Source organism: Microvirga sp. Mcv34 (assembly GCF_024519725.1).
Classification (GTDB): Bacteria; Pseudomonadota; Alphaproteobacteria; order Rhizobiales; family Beijerinckiaceae; genus Microvirga.
Window position 1 is genome coordinate 62,904 of the sequence record NZ_JALJRK010000023.1, and the last position, 16,583, is coordinate 79,486.

Below are 16,583 nucleotides of genomic sequence, written 5' to 3' on the forward strand. Positions count from 1 at the left end.
CTTATTCAGGTATGCCCGCGACCTGGAGCGCATCGAGATAGTGCTGGGCGAAGGCTTGGTCACGCCAAGGATTGATCTGCCGTTGCAGGGTCAGCGTGTAGGTCGGGAAGGCTTCCATCAGGCGTTCCGCCGCGATCTTCGCCTCATCCAGCCGGCCGAGCCCGACAAAGGCCCCGATGACGACCCTGTAGGAGGAGCCGTAGCCCGGCATCTCCCGCAGGGCCGTTTCTCCCCAGTTCAAAGCCTCCTCGAACTGTTCGAGCATGAGGTAGCACATCCCGATCCCAGACAGGGCAATGCCCTTTTCCGGGTCCAGGGGACTCAGGCGCATTGCCTTGTGGAAATGGTCGATCGCCACGAGAGGCCGGCTGGCATGGGTGTTGACCCACCCGCTGCTCGTATAGCTCTGGGCCGAGTTCGGATTGAGCGAGAGGGACCGCTCGATCGCGTTCAGGGCAGCCTCGTAATCCCTCGCGCTGTAGGCGAGGACCTGTGCGGCGAAGCGCAGGCTCGTCGGGTCCTCGCGCGCCTCCGCCATCACCTCGCGCGCCATGCGGGTCGCGACCCGGACATCGTCCGGCTCATGCCAGCACTGGCTCACCGAAATGCTGCGGATATAGGCGCCGAGGGCTTTCGCCAGCGTGAAGCCGGGATCGATGCTCAGGGCCTCATTCGTGAGCCTGCGGACGTCGGAGAAACCCTCCCGGGTCATCTTGTAGAAGCAGGGCAGGGCGCGCAGGTACAGGTCATAGGCCGTGACGGAGGTGGTCGGCTTGTTGTGGGCCTGCCGGATTTCCTCGAGCCGTATGCTGGGCTCGACCGCCCCGACGACGCTCTCCGTGACACGGTCCTGCAATTCGAAGATGTCGCTCAAATCCGCGTCGAACCGGTCGGCCCAGACATGGTGCCCGGTCACCCCGTCGATGAGCTGACCGGCGATGCGGACCCGAGATCCCGCCTTCCGGATGCTGCCCTCCAGGACGTATTGCACGCCGAGTTCGCGGGAGACCTGCCGGACATCGACGGCGCGGCCCTTGTAGGTGAAGGAGGAGTTCCGGGCGATCACGAAGAAGGACCTCACCCGACTCAGACCCGTGATGATGTCCTCCACCAGGCCGTCCGCGAAGTATTCCTGCTGCGGGTCTTCGCTAAGATTGGTGAAGGGGAGCACGGCGATCGAGGGTTTGTCGGGAAAGGGCAGGGGTTTGCCGTAATTCGCGTCCGTGGATCCGACGGGGCCGGTCTTAAGGGAATAGGCCCTGACCGGCTCCTCCAGGTTCTTCACCCGTTGCGGCCCAAGATCGCTGAAGGCCAGTGGCAGGAGCTTTCGCACGTAATGATAGGCCGCTTCCGACGCGCAGATCGATCCCGGATGCGCCAGCTCCTGCAGCCGTGCCGCGACGTTGACCCCGTCGCCGAGGAGATCGCCGTCCCGGATCATGACGTCGCCCACATGCACGCCGATGCGGAACCGCAGGCTCTGGCCGCCGGGCTCCAGGCCCAGACGCTCCTGGATCTCGACGGCGCATTGGACCGCATCGACCGCGCTTGGAAACTCCGCCAGGACGCTGTCGCCGGCCGTATTGGCGATGCGCCCGCCATTCTCGGCGATGAGCCCGTCCATGATCGCGCGATGGGCCGTCAGGATCTTCAAGGTTCCGACCTCGTCGGCCTCCATGAGACGCGAATAGCCTGCCACGTCGGCCGCAAGGATAGCCGCCAGCCGACGCTCGATCCTTTGCTTCTGCGGATTCATGTCATCCTCAGCGCATCGTCCCGGCTTCATTCTGCGGCCGTTTGGGAAAGCCGTCCAGTCGGCCGGGATATGCTGAGGCGGCTCGGTATCCGTAACTTGCGGATCAGGAACTCACGCCTTCATCGCGCTTTCTCTCGCAATCGCGCTTCGGAGTCTGCTGCGGCGCCTGTTGCTGCTGGGCGACGATCATGTCGTCCCGCGAGGCGTCGGTCGCGTGGGACGGAAAGGCGAATGCTGTCAGGACGGCAAGGGAGAGGATGCGGAGCATGATCTGTCTTTCCTTGGTCGAAGCATGCGGATGCTAACGCTCAGTCGGCGCGATGGCCAGCTTGTTCGAAAAACCCTGCGGCCGGGTTCCTCAGACCCCTTGAAATGCCGGAATCCACTTCCTACCATCATGATTGCCGAGGCCTTTCAGAGGCTTGGCATGGCGGGCGCCGGCGGGTGTCCGGCGCTCTCACGTCCATGTTGCTCAATGGAGGATATGGTGATGAGATCAGCTTTCGACTTTTCCCCTCTGTACCGCTCGACGGTCGGTTTCGACCGGCTGTTCGACATGCTCGACCAGTCCGCTCAGATCGAGCCCATGACCAACTGGCCGCCCTACAACATCGAGAAGGTGGCCGAAGACCAGTACGTCATCACGATGGCCATCGCGGGCTTCTCTCCCGACGAGGTCGAGCTCACGCAGAAAGAGAGCCAGCTTCTCGTGTCGGGCCAGAAGAAGGGTTCCGAGGAGGGCAGGCAATATCTGCATCGCGGCATCGCCACCCGGGCGTTCAAACAGACGTTCAATCTCGCCGATCATGTGAAGGTCACGGGCGCGAGCCTCGAGAACGGCCTCCTCACCGTCGACCTCAAACGCGAGGTGCCCGAATCGCTCAAGCCGCGCCGGATCGAAATCGCAACCGGCGCCGGAACGACGCCGCTGGGCCGGCATCCGCAGCAGATCGAGCACGGCAAGGCCGCATAGGGCTTTGCCGTGACGACGAGGGGCGCCGGCACAGGCCGGCGCCGCATCCATCGGCTTTGAGTGAAGGAGAAGGATACCATGAACATGCGTGATCTGATTCCCTGGGCTCGCAACCAGCAGATGGCTTCGGGCCGCTACCGCGAGGAGAACGATCCCTTCATGACGCTCCATCGCGAGATGAACCGGCTCTTCGACGACGTTCTGCGCGGCTTCGACGTGGCGCCGCTCGGCGGCACGAACCGGCGCGCCGGCTGGCCGCAGGTGGAGGTCGTCGAAACCGACAAGGAGGTCCGCGTCTCGGCGGAGCTGCCGGGCCTCGAGGACAAGGATGTCGAGGTGCTGATGCAGGACGGCGTTCTGACCATCCGCGGCGAGCGCAAGTCTGAGATCGAGGACAAGGAGCGCGCCTTCAGCGAGCGCTATTACGGCCGCTTCGAACGCCGCATCCCGATGGCCTGGGATGTGGACGAGGACAAGATCGAGGCGACGTTCAGGAACGGCGTTCTCACCGTGACCCTGCCGAAATCGGCCGAGAGCCGTCCGCCGGTGAAGCGCATCGCGATCAACCGCGCCGCGGAGGAGACCAAGCACTAAATCCTGACCTGAAGGCGCCCGGCCCGTCCGGGCGCCTTCAATCGTCCATGTCGGCTTGTGCGCCGTTCAAGGCGAGGCGTGCATGAACAGGGCGGCCTTCACCAAGTTGTCCGGACCGAGATCGCGGTCCGCATCGAGTTTCAGGATTTCCGACAGGCGGGTGCGGGCGCGGTTGATCCGGCTCTTGATGGTTCCGATATTGGTGCCGCAGATCCGCGCCGCCTCCTCATAGGACAGGCCTTCCGCGCCGACGAGCAGCAAGGCCTCGCGCTGATCGACCGGGAGCTTGCTCAAGGCCTTGAGCATGTCGGTGAAGTCCAGCCGTGCGCCTTGGTCGGGCATCACCGCCACCTTCTCGGCCCAGGATCCTTCCGGATCCTCGACCTCGCGCTTTCTCCGGCGGGTCTGGGTGAGAAAATCGTTGCGCAGAATGGTGAAGAGCCATGCCTGCATGCTGGTGCCGGGCTGGAACTTGTCGAGATTGCTCAGGCCCTTGAGCAACGTGCTCTGAACGAGGTCATCTGCCCTGTCGACACTTCCGGAAAGAGAAATGGCAAAGGCCCGCAGATGCGGGACGGCGTTGAGCATCTGCTGTTTCAGGGAGTTTTCGACCGACAATCCGCACAACTCCTCCGTCGAGAGCATAGGAACCCGAAGTGAATCCTTTTGGGATCCATCCGATGGTTCGCTCTTTGAAGAGCGCATGGTGCGGAAAACCAAACTCCGCTTCCCCGCACGATGCGCTAGGACCCGTCAACAGACCCCAATTGGCAACAGGCTGCATTAACTTATGCGAAGCCTAGCGCGATCTTTCATTCGTGCGGCAGAGGCGCCGATGACCAAATCGTGAGGCCCGCGGCCCGTTTTTCCGGCCGGCGATTTACATTCGTCAATGCAACGGGCGGGGAATTCCGCTAGTGCTTTCAACGCGGCGAAAGCAAATTTTGGGCGATTGTTCACCCGTTCGAGATGTTTGTTCTCCTGGCCGGCGTATCGGATTGGCCCCTGGAATGGATCACGGTTCCTTCCCACGTCTGATGCTCCGGCCCCGATCGTGGCCGCTCAGGCCACCAAGCATGATGGATATGATGACACAAACCCGCTGCATGATCGTGGAGGACCAGGCGTTGCTCGGCATGTCCCTGGAGGCCTTCCTGGAGGATGCGGGTTTCGCGGTGGCCGGGGTCTTCATGAGCAATGATCAAGCCCTGCAATGGCTCGAGAGCGATGCGCCCGACGTCGCCATCCTCGACATCATGATCAAGGACGGCACCTCCCTTGAAATCGCCCGCGCGCTGAAGAACCGGGGCATCCCCTTCACGGTTTATTCCGGCCTTCCCCAGAAGGACGACTGCCCGCCGGAGCTGCGGGGCGTGCCCTGGCTCGAAAAGCCGGTCAGCCGGGAAACCCTCCTGAGCGTCCTCGATGAGCTGACGGAGACCGGTCAAGACGGACAAGGGACGCATCCGGCCTCGCCGCCTCACGAGTAGCGGCCTCCGGGCATCGAACGACCCCTGTTCCGAAGACAAAAGCGGAACATCCGGCCTCGGCGCTCCGTTATCCCAAAAGTTCCTATGTTGGGAGAACGCCATGGGCGCTTCGTTGAAAGCCTTGGTGGCTGCGGGGCTTGTCCTTGCCGGCGCGATCGCCGTCCAGCCGAGGCCGGGTCGTCGGGCCCTACGGTCGGGTGGTCGTGCGGCGGATCCGGACCTGTTATTGAGGCTCCCGTACTATCACCGTCGCCAAAGCCCCGCCCGACGCGGGGCTTTTCTCTTCCGTTGAAGCCGGCGCTAAGAAGGGTTAGAGGCAGGTTCTGACTTTTTGGATAGGCCATGACAGTACGCTTCCATCGCGGCGACCTGCCCGCCGGTTACAAGCCCGGTCCGGCGATCGCCATCGACACCGAGACCCTCGGCCTCAACCCGCATCGCGACCGCCTGTGCGTGGTGCAGATCTCGACCGGGGACGGCACGGCGGATGTGGTGCAGATCCTCAAGGACGGACCTCTGCCGGAGAACCTGATCCGCGTCCTCTCCGACGAGAGCGTGCTTAAGATCTTCCATTATGCCCGCTTCGACCTCGCGGTCATCTTCCACACCTTCGGCATCATGCCGCGCCCGATCTACTGCACCAAGGTCGCCTCGCGGCTGGTGCGCACCTATACGGATCGTCACGGGCTCAAGGAGCTGGTGCGCGAGCAACTCGGTGTGGAGCTGTCGAAACAGCAGCAATCCTCGGATTGGGGGGCCGACACCCTGACCACCGCCCAGCTCGATTACGCAGCGTCCGACGTGCTTCACCTCCATGCCCTGAAGGACAAGCTCGACGTTCTGCTGGAGCGGGAGAACAGACTGGGCATCGCCCATCAATGCTTCAGCTTCCTGCCGACCCGCGCCCAGCTGGACCTTCTCGGGTGGCCGGAGACGGATATTTTCGCCCATTCTTGACGCCGGCTTAAACTTTCCCGCATAAAACCCATGTCCGTCATAACATCGCCATGTCTCCCCGGCATGGCGCCATGCCGACAATATGGCGGAAGGGGTTGACGTAGTGACGGGAATTCAGGGCACCACGATGCGTGATGGCCCGGCCTCGAGGTCGGCCGTGCGGTCGCGCGCCTTCAACAAGGCCCGTCGCCATTCCCGGTGGGTCCGCTTCGCCAAGGTGGCGATTCCCTTCGGCTCCCTCCTCGGCATGGCCGGCGTCGGCCTCGTGGCCTATTACAATCCCTTCAAGCAGATCGAGAACCTGAGCTTCGGCTCCATCGGGGTGAGCGGCACGAACGTCACCATGGAAAGCCCGAAGCTGACCGGCTTCAAGAACGACAATCGTCCCTACGAGGTGACGGCCAGCGCCGCCACGCAGGATGTCCGCAAGCCCGATCTCGTGCAGCTCAAGGATCTCAGGGCGCGGATCGTGACCGACGAGCGCGGCAGCGTCGCGAGGCTTCAGGCCGATTCCGGTGTCCTCGACACCAAGAAAGAGCAGATGAGGCTGCGCGAGAACATCGTGGTCACCACCGATGCCGGCCACGAGGTCAAGCTCCGAACGGCCTTCGTGAAGTTCAAGGCCGGTTCGGTGGTCTCCACCGATCCCGTCACCGTGTCCTTCGGCAGCGGCACCATCGAAGCGGAGGGGCTCGACGTCGCGGATAACGGCAAGGTCATGAGCTTCACCGGCCGCGTCCGCACCGTCATACAGCCCTCGGGCCCCACCCCATCCACCCCGGAAGCTGCCGGCACGGGCTCCACGGCGCCTGCACCCCAACAGACAAGTATTCGTCCATGATGAGTTTCACCCGCGCCGCCCTTGCCCTCGCGCTCCTCTCGCCGGCTCCCATCGACGTGGCCTTCGCCCAGGCCGGCAAGGAGCGGGCCGTCGGCTTCGGCAATTTCGGCTCGAGCAAGGAGCCGATCAAGATCGACGCCAACAAGCTCGACGTCTTCGACAAGGAGGGCCGCGCGGTCTTCACCGGCGAGGTGGTGGCGGTCCAGGGCGAGAGCACCATGAAGTGCACGATCATGACCGTGTTCTACGAGCAGCGCGATCAGAACGGCGGCCAGGCGGCAGCCACCACGCAGGCGGCCGACGACAGCGCCATCAAGAAGATCGACTGCAAGGGGCCGGTCACCATCGTGTCGCGCACCCAGGTCGCGACGGGCGAGCATGCCACCTTCGACCGGGGCTCCAACAAGATCATGCTGACCGGCAATGCGACCCTGAGCGACGGCCCGAACGTCACCAAGGGCGAGCGGGTGCTCTACGACATCAATACCGGCGTGGCGAATATCGAGACGACCCCCGGCGGCCGGGTGAGGGCGCTCTTCGTGCCCGGCCAGGGAGGGCCCGCCCCGACCGGCGCCGGCGGAGCGCCTGCCGCAGGCGGGGCCAAGCCGAAGCCGCAGCAAAGGCCGGCCACGAACTAGAGCGGGAGGCTTTCTCCCGCTTTTCCCTTTTTCAAGATCGACGATGAGCCCGTGAAACCGCTGTTCAACCGTTCTCAATCCGGCCCTTCCGATGTGAGCCTCCTGGACCCCCGGTCCGTCGGGGCGGCCCCGCATGTCTTTCACCGCACGGAGAGCGAGGCGGTGTTCGGCGGCCCGGGAATCCTTGCCGTCAAAGGTCTGCAGAAGAGCTATCGCGGACGCACCGTGGTCCAGGATGCGGGCCTGAACGTGCGCGCCGGCGAGGCCGTCGGCCTGCTCGGTCCCAACGGTGCAGGCAAGACCACCATCTTCTACATGATCACAGGCCTTGTCGCCGCCGACCGTGGCGTCATCAGCCTCGACGGGCATGAGGTGACGGGCCTGCCCATGTATCGCCGCGCGCGCCTCGGCATCGGCTATCTCCCGCAGGAGGCCTCGATCTTCCGCGGCCTCAACGTGGAGGACAACATCCGGGCGGTGCTCGAGATCGTCGAGCCGAGCCGCAAGGAGCGCGAGCGCAAGCTCGACGCGCTCCTCGACGAGTTCAACATCACTCGCCTGCGCAAATCGCCCTCCATCGCCCTCTCGGGCGGCGAGCGCCGTCGCTGCGAGATCGCCCGGGCGCTGGCGGGCGAGCCGACCTTCATGCTGCTGGACGAGCCGTTCGCCGGCATCGATCCCATCGCGGTCGGCGACATCCAGAACCTCGTGCGGCACCTGACCCGCCGGGGCATCGGCGTGCTCATCACAGACCACAACGTCCGCGAGACCCTCGGCCTCATCGACCGCGCCTACATCATTCATTCCGGCCGGGTCCTGACCGAGGGCTCCCCCGACGCCATCGTGTCGAATGAAGAGGTGCGCCGCCTGTATCTTGGCGAGGATTTCCGTCTCTAGCGCATCGAACGCAAAAGTGGGCACCGGTTTTGCGTGCAAAGATGCGCCGAACCCGAAAACGAGAGCATTGGACATGCCGTCCGAGGCGCGTTCCATGCTCTAGGACCATTGGTCTTTTGACCTGACGGGACGGCACGCGGTAAAACTGTCGAGGCATGCAAGAAGCATGCCTGCCGTTTCCTCGGGTGCGTTCATGAATACGATGCAACGGCTGGAGCTGCGCCAGGGCCAGTCCCTGACCATGACCCCCCAGCTCGTTCAATCCATCAAGCTGCTGCAGCTCTCTCATGCGGAGCTCACGGCCTATGTGGAGGCGGAGCTCGAGCGCAATCCCCTCCTGCAGGAAGGGGAGGCATCGGCCGATGTGCCGGTCCCCAGCCTTGCCGATTTCCTTCGGGCCAAGCAGAGGGCCGAAGCCGCCGGACCCCGGATGGTCCCCGGTCCGCCCCCGTCTCGGACGGAGGCCGGCCAGGCCTCGGCCGGACAGGCGGCAGGCGCCGGGCACAGCGAGCTCAAGCCCGAGATGGGCGACCGGCTTGCCCGGGCCGTGAGCCTGAGCGAACATCTGGAGGCGCAGCTCGACCTCGCCACCGGCGATCCGAAGCTGCGCCTGCTCGGCGAGCATCTGATCCATGCCCTCGACGAGACGGGGTACCTCACGGAAGATCTGGCCGAGCTGACCGCCCGGCTCGGGGTTACGCCGGAGGAGGCCGAGAGCGCCTTGAGGCTGATCCAGGGATTCGAGCCGCCGGGCGTCGGCGCCCGCAACCTGGCCGAATGCCTCGCGATCCAGCTGCGCGAGCGCGACCGTCTCGATCCGGCCATGCGGGAGCTCCTGTCCCATCTCCATCTCGTCGCCCGCCAGGATTTCGCGGCCCTGAGAAGAATCTGCGGCGTCGATCAGGAGGATCTCGCCGACATGCTGGCCGAGATCCGCCGCCTGGAGCCCAAACCAGGGCTCGCCTTTACGCCCGCTTCCGTCGACGTGCTCGTGCCCGATGTCCTGGTGCGCACCGCCCCGGACGGCTCTCTCCATGTGGAGCTGAACCCGGACACCCTGCCTCGCATCCTGCTCAACCGCTCCTATTACACGGAAGTCGCCAAGGTGGTGCGCAAGGACGAGGACAAGAGCTTCCTCTCCGACTGCCTGCAGACCGCAAGCTGGCTGACCCGCAGCCTGGACCAGCGCGCCAAGACGATCCTGAAGGTCGCGGCCGAGATCGTCGCCCAGCAAGAGGAATTCTTCCGCCGGGGCGTGTCGGCCCTGCGCCCAATGACGCTCAGGAGCGTGGCGGAAGCCATCGGCATGCACGAATCCACCATTTCCCGCGTGGCGGCGAACAAGGCCATCGGGACCGAGCGCGGCACTCACCCGATGAAGTTCTTCTTCGGCGCCGCCACCGGGGAGGGCGAGCATTCGGCCAAGGCGGTCCGGCATCGAATCAGCCAGCTGATCGCGGCGGAGAGCCCTGACGACGTGCTCTCCGATGAGGCAATTGCCCAGAGATTGAAATCGGACGGGATCCAGGTAGCTCGGCGCACGGTCGCGAAATACCGGGAGGCGCTTCGTATTCCCTCCTCGGCGGATCGGCGCCGAAAGCACCGGGTCAAGGCCTGACCTGTCGGATTCCCGACATTTCAAGGCTTGCATTAGGCCCCATTCGGATCATCATCGGCTCCAAGCGTCACCACAAGGATCGCAGCAAAGCGACGGCGCAAGAGGAGGAAACCACGATGACGTTGAGGGTGTCGGGGAAGAATCTCGATATCGGCGAGGCCCTTCGATCTCAGGTCCAGGACCGGGTGGCCGGTGCGCTGTCGAAATATTTCGACGGCGGCTATTCCGGCCACGTGACCGTCACCCGTGATGGGACCGGCTACCGGACCGACTGCGTGCTCCACCTGACCTCGGGCATGACCCTGGAGGCCTCCGGGGCCGCTCAGGACGCCTATGCCAGCTTCGACCAGACGGCTGGACGGCTCGAGAATCGCCTGCGCCGCTACAAGCAGCGTCTCAAGGGGCGCTCCGGCCCCTCGACCGGCCGTCCGGGCACCAGCCTCGAGATGGCTTATTCCGTCCTGGAAGCCCCCAGGGAGGAGGGGGGCGAGGAGGAAACCTACCACCCGATGGTGATCGCCGAGACCACCAAGCCCCTTCACAGGCTCTCCGTCAGCGACGCTGTGATGCAGCTCGATCTTACCGGAGCGGCCGCTCTCGTGTTCATCCACGCTAGCACCGGCCGCACGAACGTCGTATACCGCCGCGGCGATGGAGCGATCGGTTGGGTCGATCCGCCGCTCCCATAGCCTTGAGGAGAGCTACCTCTTCTTGGCCCGGTTCTTGCGTGGAACGGTGAGAGGCCTTCCAGGCTTCACATCATAATGCAGCGTGATCGATGCCTTTGCTGGATTTTCTAGACCCTCGGGCCGTTCTGCCCGCCTTGCGCGTCAACGGCAAAAAGCAGGCCCTTCAGGAACTGGCCTCGCAGGCGGCCCTTCTCACGGGTCTCTCCGACGACGCCATCTACGAAGCTCTCCTGCAGCGCGAGCGCCTCGGCTCGACCGGGATCGGCGAGGGCATCGCCATTCCGCACGGCAAGCTGCCGGGCCTGACCCGCATCTTCGGCCTCGTGGCGCGGCTCGAGAAGCCGGTCGATTTCGAGGCTCTCGATGGCCAGCCGGTCGACGTGCTCTTCCTGCTTCTGGCCCCCGAAGGGGCCGGAGCCGACCACCTGAAGGCCCTGGCGCGGGTGGCTCGGGTCCTGCGCGAGCCCGGCCTGATCGAACGGGTCAGGGCCACGCGGGACGCCACGGCGCTCTACGCCATCATGACGGAACTGCCGAAGGCCGCTTGATTCGAAGCCCCAGCGGATTTCTGACCTAACGTAAATCTCTCTTTAACGCGTCCGCCGCAATCCTGCCGCAAAGTCCTAAAGAGGGATTCGGGGGAATGTCGTCTCTTGCTCGTTTGAGGCGGCCGTCGGTGCGGGTGCGTGTCGCCACGTTGAGTGGCGTCATGGTGCTCGGCTTCGCGGTCATCGGTGCAGTGTTTCAGGCCGGTCGCCATGAGGTCGAACAGGCGCTGTCGGCGCAGCAGACCTTCTCCGCTCTGGCCGAGAAGGCCAACCTGTTCCGGGGCAGGGCCGACGCCCTGAAGGTCACAGCCGGGGAATGGACGGCGAGCCGTCTCGGGCATCATGGCCAAGCCTTCATGGATCAGCATAAGGCTCTGGCCAGCCAGCTCGACGACATGAGCGCCGCCGCGGGAGCCAGTTTGATCGAGCCCGAAATCGACGCTCTCAAGCAACATGCGACGGCTCTGTTCGGTCAGGGTAGCGCCCTCAACAAGCTTTATGTGGCGGTCGGCACCAAGCCCGACGAAGGCGCCCAGGGGCGCCTGCTCCGGGCCGAGGCGAATCTGGAAAAGCTGGTGCGTCCCCTCACGGGCAGCGGCGAGACGATCACCTGGCGCATCTGGGCGGCCATGCTGGGCATGTTCAACCAGGAGGCCCGGGCCCGCATCCTGCTGGAGGAGAGCATTCTGGGCGCCTTCGAGGTGGAGCAGGGGCGGTTCACACGCGCCCTCGCCCAGTTCTCCGGTGACCCCAAGGACAAGGCGGCGATCGAAACCGCGAGCGTCACGTTCCAGGAAGCCTTCCACGCCTGGAGCGAGCTGGAGCAGCAGGTGTCCGGCCAGGGCGAGAAGCTGATGGGCCAGTTCGATCTGCTCGTCCCGGTGCTCGATCAGCTCCTGACCAAGGTCCGGACCGAGGCGCACAAGACGGAAGAGCAGCTCACCGCCTCGCAGAACCGCACCTTCACGCTGATTCTCTGGGCGATGGGCGCCACGCTGCTGTTCGGCCTGGTTCTCAATGTCCTCGTCGGCCGCTCGATTTCTCTGCCCCTGACCCGCCTCCAACAGGCCATGCGGCGGCTGGCGGACGGCGACGCCGCGAGCGAGATTCCCTCCACGGACGCCACCGATGAGATCGGCGCTATGGCCCGCACGGTCCTGGTCTTCCGCGACAACGCCCGCGAACGCGAGCGGCTGACGCAGGAGCGCGAGGGCATGGCGGCTGTCGATGCTGAACGGGCCCAACGGATTTCCGGTGCCATCATGGCCTTCGACGCGTCGGTCGAGCAGATCCTCGCGGAGGTCCGGCAGGTTACGGGCGATCTCGCCAGGGCGTCCGGTCAGCTCGAGGGATCGGCCAATCACGTCACCCGGCAGGCCGAGATCGCTGGGGCGGCCTCCACCCGCACGGCGCACAACATGTCGGCCGTGGCGAGCGCCGCGGACGAGCTCGACGCGTCGCTCGCCGAGGTAGCGGCCCAGACCAATGCCTCCGCGCAGGCCTCCGAGCGGGCGGTGGCGGAAGCGCGCGGCGCGTCCGGCAGCATGTCGATCCTGTCGACTGCGACCTCGCAGATCGGCGAGGTGGCGAATCTCATCCGCTCCATCGCGGCCCAGACCAACCTGCTCGCCCTCAACGCCACCATCGAGGCAGCCCGAGCCGGAGAGGCCGGCAAGGGCTTCGCCGTGGTGGCCTCGGAGGTGAAGGACCTCGCTGGCCAGACCGCTCGGGCCACCGAGGAGATTGCCCGGCAGATCGAGGCCGTTCAGGCGGCCTCGCGCGAGACCCTGGTGGCGCTCGGCACCGTCCAGGCTTCCGTCGAGGATCTGGCCGGGGTCGTGTCCGCGGTGGCCGGAACCGTCAGCCAGCAGACGGCGGCGGTGTCCGAGATCGCCCGGTCCGTGGCCCAGGTGTCCACGGAGGCTCAGGCCGGCACCTCCGCCATCGAGACCACGCAGGGCGTCGCCTCTCAGTCGCTCGAAGCGGCCAGGGGCGTGGCGGACCTGTCGGTCCTTCTGGAGAGCCAAGCCCAGCGCCTGGGCGCCGAGATCGGCCAGTTCCTTCAGAGCGTCAGGGCGGCCTAGAGCATCGTGCGGAAAGTGGATCCGGTTTTCCGCGCCCAACGATGCTCTCTCCAAAAGGGAAGCATCGGATTGGATCCCAAAAGTGCAAGTCCACTTTTGGGTCCGATGCTTTAGGGCCGCTCGGCGATCTCCCACACCATCTGGATGTTGGCGGAATAACGCAGGGTGGCGGGCGGGACGATGGGCGCTTCGGGAGCGGTCTTTGCGGCCATGGCCCTGCCCATGGGTATAGTAGCTTCCATCGTATATGGCTGAGCCGAGCCGGCGCCGATTTCCAGAAGCTTGCCCAGGCTTACACCCGCCGCATCGGCATAGAGCTCGGCCTGACGGCGGGCATCCTTCACGGCGGCGCGGCGGGCGGCGTCGCCGCCTTGCTCCTGCCGCTCCAAGCCGAAGGACACGGACTGGAACAGCATGTTGCTGCCGGACAGGATCTCGCCCGCGATACGTCCCACCTCATCGAGATTGGTGAGCTTGATGCGCAAGCGGTGCTGGGCCGTGAATTTCGGCACCTTGATCTCGTTGCCGTTCTTGTCGGTGCGGATCGGCGTTTCGAAAACCTGGAAGTTCTGGGTACGCACGTCGTCCTTCTTCACGCCGAGCGCCTCGATACGGGCAATCGCCTCGTCGGAGGATTTCTTGTTGGCGGCGACCACCTTCGGCACCGCGTCGCCTTCCGTTTCCACCATGACGACGATGGTGGCGAAGTCCGGCTTCAGCTCCGCCTCACCGGTTCCCATCACGCTGATCGTCGGCTGGCGCGGCGTGGGCGTCTGGGCGAACGCCGGGGAGGCAAGGCTCAAGGCCGCGAGAGCGGCGGCAACGGCAAGGCGCATGACAAAACGTCCTTCTGCAAACAGAAAAGCTTCGCCCATGGGCGAAGCTTGAGCATCCCGGGACAATGACCGGACGAACCTGAGCGGCGGATTAACGGCCGGTCTTCACCTTGGTCCAGAGGCGCGTGACGGTGCGCTGCGAGCGCTCGTCATAGGCTGTGTTGGTGAAGAGGCGCTTCATGGTGGCCTCGTCCGGATAGATGCCGGGATTGTCGAGGATCGCCTTGTCGATATGCTGCTTGGCCGCGAGATTGCCGGACGCATAGGACACGAAGTTCGAGTTCATGGCGGCGATCTCGGGCTTCATCATGAAGTTGATGAATTCGTGCGCCTCGGCCACGTTCTTGGCATCCGCCGGGATCGCGAAGCTGTCGAACCACATCAGGGCGCCTTCGCGCGGGATGACGTAGCCGACTTCGACGCCGTTCTTGGCTTCCGCGGCGCGGTTCTTCGCCTGGATCATGTCGCCCGAATAGCCCACCGCCACGCAGATGTCGCCGTTGGCGAGCGCGTTGATGTATTCGGACGAGTGGAACTTCTGGATGTTGCCGCGGATGCGGAACAGGGCGTCGCCCGCCTTGTTCAGGTCCTCGGTGCGCTTGGAATCCGGGTTGAGGCCGAGATAGGCCAGCACGCCGGGGAAGAGGTCCTCGGGGCTGTCGAGCATGTAGATGCCGCAGGCCTTCAGCTTGGAGGCGACCTCCGGCTTCAGCACCAGATCCCAGGTGTTGAGCGGCATGTCGCCGAGGATCTCCTTCACCTTCTTCACGTTGAGGCCGATGCCGGTGGTGCCCCACATGTAGTTCACGGCAAACTGGTTGCCCGGATCGAACACGGCGAGACGCTGCGTCACTTCCGGCCATTGGTTGGTGAGGTTCGGCAGCTTCGCCTTGTCGAGCTTCTGGAACACCTTGGCGCCGATCAAGCGCTGCAGGAACGGGCCCGAGGGCACGACGATGTCGTAGCCCGACTTGCCGGCCAGAAGCTTGGTCTCGACGATCTCGTTGTTGTCGTAGGTGTCGTAGACCACCTTGATGCCGGTCTGTTTCGTAAACTCGTCCAGCGCCTTCGGGTCCACGTAGTCGGACCAGTTATAGACGTTGACCACGCGCTCCTGGGCGGCAGCGGTGGCGGTGACAAGACCAAGGGTCAGAGCAACCGAAGCGAGAAGACGGAACATTTAGGGCGGCACTCCTCAAGATAAGTGTGAACGGGGGCAGGCTAGGAAATTCCGGCCCAAGAAACAATGTCCAAGTTGTTGACGGGCGACACGCATTTTCAGGCCGCTTTTCTGATCGCTTTTGCAAGCCGCTCCAGCCCGGCGTCGAGCGTCGAATCCTTCTTGGCGAAGCAGAAGCGGACCACGCTCTTCACCGCGCCTTCCGCATAGAAGGCCGAGACCGGGATCGCCGCGACGCCGTGCTCCATGACGAGGCGGCGGCAGAAGGCGACGTCGTCGGTCTCGCCCAGAGGCGAAATGTCGATATTGACGAAATAGGTGCCCTGGCTCGGAATCACGTCGAAGCCGAGCGTCCTCAAGCCATCGGTGAAGCGGTCGCGGCTGCGGGCGAAATTGGCCTTCATGCCTTCGAAATACGCATCGTCCTTGGCGAGCCCATAGGCCACCGCGGCCTGCAGGTTGGGGGCCGTCGTGAAGGTGAGGAACTGGTGCGACTTCGCCAGCACCTTCATGATGTGCGGCGCGGCCGCCACGAAGCCGACCTTCCAGCCCGTGAGGCTGAAGATTTTTCCGGCCGAGCCGATCTTCACCGAGCGGTCGCGCATGCCCTCCAGCCCAAGAACCGGCTGATGCCTGCGTCCGTCGAAGACCACGTGCTCCCAGACCTCGTCGGAGATCGCGATGGCATCGAACCGGCGGCAGAAATCCGCAAGCAGCGCCAGGTCCTCGTTCGAGAACACGGTCGCGGTCGGGTTGAGCGGGTTGTTGAACACGACCGCCTTGGTCTTGGGCGAGAAGGCCCGGGCCAGCGCCTCTTCGGTCAGGCGGAAATGGGGCGGCTGCAGGGTGACGAATTTCGGTACGCCGCCGGCCAGCCGCACGAGCGGCAGATAGGCGTCGTACATGGGCTCGAACAGCACCACCTCGTCGCCCGGCTCGACGATGCCGAGGATCGCGCCCGCGAGCGCCTCCGTCGCGCCGGAGGTCACCATGACTTCCGTGTTGGCATCGAGATCGATGCCCTGCCAATGCTTGTAATGCGCCGCGACGGCCGTGCGCAGTTCCGGGATGCCCATCATCGACGGATACTGGTTGTAGCCGTTCAGCACCGCATCCGCTGCCGCCCGCCGCACGTCCTCGGGACCGGGATCGTCCGGGAAACCCTGGCCGAGATTGATCGCCCCGGTCTCCCGGGCCAGGCTCGACATGACTTCGAAAACGGTGGTGGGCAGGTTGGCGAACAGTCGGTTCATGCCGCTCTCTCGTTGTGGATTTCCCTAGCGTCGAGGTGTTTCGTATCATGGAGCGGGCGAAGATCGAACCGGCTTTCTCGCAGAGCCAGCACCTACGGGCCCGCAGCTTGCGCTGCGAGCCTCATCGGTGGTCGAGGGTGGCGCGTCGGGCCGTCCGGCTCGCTGTGTAGGTTAATGGAAGAGCCGGTCGGCTGCTTCGCGCACGGTTCTTTTAGGCGTTTAGACTTGG

General features: G+C 64.6%; 17 protein-coding genes. 11 read left to right on the plus strand and 6 right to left on the minus strand.

The window, feature by feature from the left end:
• Position 1 precedes the first annotated feature (1 nt).
• Both OC446_RS14025 and OC446_RS14030 read right to left on the minus strand, forming a co-directional pair.
• Positions 2–1,756, minus strand: coding sequence for an adenylate/guanylate cyclase domain-containing protein (locus OC446_RS14025; RefSeq protein WP_262029644.1), 1,755 nt, complete (start codon positions 1,754–1,756; stop codon positions 2–4).
• A gap of 103 nt (positions 1,757–1,859) precedes the next feature.
• Complete coding sequence (locus tag OC446_RS14030; protein ID WP_262029645.1) at positions 1,860–2,024, minus strand: hypothetical protein; 165 nt, start codon at positions 2,022–2,024, stop codon at positions 1,860–1,862.
• A 222-nt stretch (positions 2,025–2,246) separates the two neighbouring features.
• Here OC446_RS14030 and OC446_RS14035 point away from each other — a divergent pair, with 222 nt between their 5' ends.
• Entirely contained in the window at positions 2,247–2,729 is a 483-nt protein-coding gene (locus tag OC446_RS14035; protein ID WP_262029646.1) for an Hsp20 family protein, read from the plus strand.
• 78 nt (positions 2,730–2,807) lie between these two features.
• A complete protein-coding gene (locus OC446_RS14040) occupies positions 2,808–3,323 on the plus strand; it encodes an Hsp20/alpha crystallin family protein (protein WP_262029647.1) in 516 nt (171 codons plus the stop codon).
• Positions 3,324–3,389: 66 nt separating this feature from the next.
• On the opposite strand, the gene OC446_RS14045 is transcribed toward OC446_RS14040, so the two are convergent.
• Positions 3,390–3,941, minus strand: coding sequence for a sigma-70 family RNA polymerase sigma factor (locus OC446_RS14045; RefSeq protein WP_262029648.1), 552 nt, complete (start codon positions 3,939–3,941; stop codon positions 3,390–3,392).
• 467 nt (positions 3,942–4,408) lie between these two features.
• Between OC446_RS14045 and OC446_RS14050 the strand changes: the two genes are divergently transcribed.
• The 9 genes from OC446_RS14050 to OC446_RS14090 all read left to right on the plus strand — a co-directional run bounded on the left by OC446_RS14050 (position 4,409) and on the right by OC446_RS14090 (position 13,085).
• On the plus strand, positions 4,409–4,813 hold the full coding sequence (locus tag OC446_RS14050; RefSeq protein ID WP_262029649.1) for a response regulator: 405 nt from the start codon (positions 4,409–4,411) through the stop codon (positions 4,811–4,813).
• 342 nt (positions 4,814–5,155) lie between these two features.
• Complete coding sequence (locus tag OC446_RS14055) at positions 5,156–5,770, plus strand: ribonuclease D (RefSeq protein ID WP_262029650.1); 615 nt, start codon at positions 5,156–5,158, stop codon at positions 5,768–5,770.
• 157 nt (positions 5,771–5,927) lie between these two features.
• A complete protein-coding gene (gene lptC / locus OC446_RS14060) occupies positions 5,928–6,611 on the plus strand; it encodes an LPS export ABC transporter periplasmic protein LptC (protein ID WP_262029651.1) in 684 nt (227 codons plus the stop codon).
• Entirely contained in the window at positions 6,608–7,249 is a 642-nt protein-coding gene (locus tag OC446_RS14065) for an LptA/OstA family protein (protein ID WP_262029652.1), read from the plus strand. Before lptC ends, OC446_RS14065 begins: the two co-directional genes overlap by 4 nt.
• 102 nt (positions 7,250–7,351) lie before the next feature.
• Entirely contained in the window at positions 7,352–8,146 is a 795-nt protein-coding gene (lptB, locus tag OC446_RS14070) for an LPS export ABC transporter ATP-binding protein (RefSeq protein WP_410055074.1), read from the plus strand.
• A 193-nt stretch (positions 8,147–8,339) separates the two neighbouring features.
• Positions 8,340–9,764, plus strand: a complete 1,425-nt coding sequence (gene rpoN / locus OC446_RS14075) for an RNA polymerase factor sigma-54 (RefSeq protein WP_262029654.1) — start codon at positions 8,340–8,342, stop codon at positions 9,762–9,764.
• Positions 9,765–9,880: 116 nt separating this feature from the next.
• Positions 9,881–10,453, plus strand: a complete 573-nt coding sequence (gene hpf / locus OC446_RS14080) for a ribosome hibernation-promoting factor, HPF/YfiA family (protein ID WP_262029655.1) — start codon at positions 9,881–9,883, stop codon at positions 10,451–10,453.
• An 89-nt stretch (positions 10,454–10,542) separates the two neighbouring features.
• Entirely contained in the window at positions 10,543–11,001 is a 459-nt protein-coding gene (gene ptsN / locus OC446_RS14085; protein ID WP_262029656.1) for a PTS IIA-like nitrogen regulatory protein PtsN, read from the plus strand.
• 95 nt (positions 11,002–11,096) lie between these two features.
• The gene (locus OC446_RS14090; RefSeq protein WP_262029657.1) at positions 11,097–13,085 is read left to right on the plus strand and encodes a methyl-accepting chemotaxis protein; all 1,989 of its coding nucleotides are present in this window, start codon (positions 11,097–11,099) and stop codon (positions 13,083–13,085) included.
• 110 nt (positions 13,086–13,195) lie between these two features.
• On the opposite strand, the gene OC446_RS14095 is transcribed toward OC446_RS14090, so the two are convergent.
• From OC446_RS14095 to OC446_RS14105, 3 genes are all read right to left on the minus strand, one after another.
• The gene (locus tag OC446_RS14095) at positions 13,196–13,921 is read right to left on the minus strand and encodes an SIMPL domain-containing protein (RefSeq protein WP_262029658.1); all 726 of its coding nucleotides are present in this window, start codon (positions 13,919–13,921) and stop codon (positions 13,196–13,198) included.
• 91 nt (positions 13,922–14,012) lie between these two features.
• Positions 14,013–15,101 carry a polyamine ABC transporter substrate-binding protein gene (locus OC446_RS14100; protein WP_262029659.1) on the minus strand — a complete coding sequence of 363 codons (1,089 nt, stop codon included), beginning with the start codon at positions 15,099–15,101 and terminating at the stop codon, positions 14,013–14,015.
• A gap of 98 nt (positions 15,102–15,199) precedes the next feature.
• A complete protein-coding gene (locus OC446_RS14105; protein WP_262029660.1) occupies positions 15,200–16,354 on the minus strand; it encodes an aminotransferase in 1,155 nt (384 codons plus the stop codon).
• Between the last annotated feature and the right edge of the window lie 229 nt (positions 16,355–16,583).

Bases quoted from the DNA above. Each gene is read 5' to 3' on its own strand.
- OC446_RS14040 (WP_262029647.1), top strand. From the start codon at position 2,808: ATGAACATGCGTGATCTGATTCCCTGGGCTCGCAACCAGCAGATGGCT.
- OC446_RS14055 (WP_262029650.1), top strand. From the start codon at position 5,156: ATGACAGTACGCTTCCATCGCGGCGACCTGCCCGCCGGTTACAAGCCC.
- OC446_RS14025 (WP_262029644.1), bottom strand. From the start codon at position 1,756: ATGAATCCGCAGAAGCAAAGGATCGAGCGTCGGCTGGCGGCTATCCTT.
- OC446_RS14050 (WP_262029649.1), top strand. From the start codon at position 4,409: ATGATGACACAAACCCGCTGCATGATCGTGGAGGACCAGGCGTTGCTC.
- OC446_RS14100 (WP_262029659.1), bottom strand. From the start codon at position 15,101: ATGTTCCGTCTTCTCGCTTCGGTTGCTCTGACCCTTGGTCTTGTCACC.
- OC446_RS14105 (WP_262029660.1), bottom strand. From the start codon at position 16,354: ATGAACCGACTGTTCGCCAACCTGCCCACCACCGTTTTCGAAGTCATG.
- OC446_RS14035 (WP_262029646.1), top strand. From the start codon at position 2,247: ATGAGATCAGCTTTCGACTTTTCCCCTCTGTACCGCTCGACGGTCGGT.
- OC446_RS14090 (WP_262029657.1), top strand. From the start codon at position 11,097: ATGTCGTCTCTTGCTCGTTTGAGGCGGCCGTCGGTGCGGGTGCGTGTC.
- ptsN (WP_262029656.1), top strand. From the start codon at position 10,543: ATGCCTTTGCTGGATTTTCTAGACCCTCGGGCCGTTCTGCCCGCCTTG.
- rpoN (WP_262029654.1), top strand. From the start codon at position 8,340: ATGAATACGATGCAACGGCTGGAGCTGCGCCAGGGCCAGTCCCTGACC.
- OC446_RS14065 (WP_262029652.1), top strand. From the start codon at position 6,608: ATGATGAGTTTCACCCGCGCCGCCCTTGCCCTCGCGCTCCTCTCGCCG.
- hpf (WP_262029655.1), top strand. From the start codon at position 9,881: ATGACGTTGAGGGTGTCGGGGAAGAATCTCGATATCGGCGAGGCCCTT.
- OC446_RS14030 (WP_262029645.1), bottom strand. From the start codon at position 2,024: ATGCTCCGCATCCTCTCCCTTGCCGTCCTGACAGCATTCGCCTTTCCG.
- OC446_RS14095 (WP_262029658.1), bottom strand. From the start codon at position 13,921: ATGCGCCTTGCCGTTGCCGCCGCTCTCGCGGCCTTGAGCCTTGCCTCC.